The sequence below is a fragment of the Petrotoga halophila DSM 16923 genome (assembly GCF_002924615.1).
In genome coordinates this window covers 1-1,635 of record NZ_JALY01000269.1, presented here as the reverse complement: position 1 = coordinate 1,635, position 1,635 = coordinate 1, and the positions used below count along the sequence as shown (strand labels likewise).

Genomic DNA, 1,635 nt, shown 5'->3' with positions numbered 1-1,635 from the left:
TATACTGTCTTCAGAAACTCTAAAACACCCATTGTAACTAACTTTTAATACCTTCAATATTATACTTTTACCTCCTCACTGTATAATTTATTTGATACCACATCTTTATTATCTCGTAAGGAGGTCATTCAATTGTCATTATTCGGTAACTCTTCTCAACTGTACTTCGATTTCGTCTACTCTGACTATATGAAAGAACATTCTGAATTTAAGTATCTCCTTGATTTAATCGATATGATCGATTGGTCCGTTGTCCCAGATTTCAGTAATAAGATGGGCAGAACAGGGTACTCCCGCCGGGCTTTACTTAAAGCTATCTTCGTTCAGAAAGTTAAGGGTTTTACAGTAAGGGAGTTGATTCACTTCCTTAAGAGTAACCCTTCCTTTGCTAAATGCATCGGTTTCGATCCTATTATCAACTACGTTCCTTCTGAAGCTACTTTCTCTTCGTTTAAGAAGGAGTTTGACCCTTCTTATTTGGATAAGGTTATCGTTTTTACCGTCCTTAAAGGTGTCAAAGAGGGGATCTTTGATACCAGTTATCTTGTTGCTGATTCTTACCCCATTATCTTTAATTCTTTCTTCAACAACAAGAAGAGTCACGGTAAATTCAAAGATTACAAAGAGTACTATCGTTCTCCTTTAGAAGCAAATTTCGGCGTTAAACCTGTTTCTAATTCTAAGCCTATCTACGATAAGTACGGTAACCCAAAGAACGCTATGTCTTATCTTGGTTACAAGGCTCATACTATCACTTTCCTAAACGTCCCTATCTTCACCGTGGTTTCCCCTGCTTCTGCCAATGACAAGAATTATGCTTTCGTCCTTTTGGAAAAGGTTGTTAAGTACTTGGATCTTAGTGGGTTTAACTTCTTGGCTGATGCCGCGTATGATTCAAGTGATCTTTACGATTACGTCCATTTGAAAACTGGTTCAATCGCTTTCATTCCCCTTCACAGTTCTTCTAAAAAAGGGTTAGTAGGTGAATGCGGCAAAGAACTTGTTAAACATTCCCATTACCTTGAGACTAAAAGAAATATATATAGAACCAAATTCGTTTGTGATGATCATTCTAACTGTCCTTTGGGTAAGTCTAACTGTTATAGTTACAGAAACTATTCAAAGTATGATTTCCGTCATTTCCTTAACAGGGAATCTCCTTACTTCAAAGAGATTTACAAGAAACGTACTCTCATTGAATCCATCTTTTCCAGGTTAGAAAGCAACAACGGTACTACTTCTTTGAAATATACAAACGCTGTGCAACTCGAATGCAACCTTTCTAACCTTTTCCTTATCGCTTCTGCTCTTTTAGCTCACAAGATGGGTAGAGATGATTTGTTATCTTCCCCTAAAACGCTTATGTATGAAACAGCTTCTTAGCTTGTTTCTTTGGAAGATTTAAATCCTTTTCAATACTTCCCAATGAACGGTTATTCAATAACTGGGCTTCTTTCATGCGTATTTTTGCTAAAAAATTCTTCAATTCTAATTACTTTTCAATTTTTTTAAGAATTATCTCGATTTTCAAAGAGCATTTTGGATAATTATCCAATATTTTAGTTCTTTTTCTTCTTGCCTTAACTTACTTTACCTTTCGTTAATCGTTGTTTTGACCTATTTCTGAAGTGGGTA

General features: G+C 35.7%; 1 protein-coding gene. It reads left to right on the top strand.

Translation table 11 applies throughout. The features are described from left to right. Nucleotides 1-132 precede the first annotated feature (132 nt). On the top strand, nt 133-1,383 hold the full coding sequence (locus AA81_RS12775) for a transposase (RefSeq protein WP_103899255.1): 1,251 nt from the start codon (nt 133-135) through the stop codon (nt 1,381-1,383). The last annotated feature ends 252 nt before the right edge of the window (nt 1,384-1,635 follow it).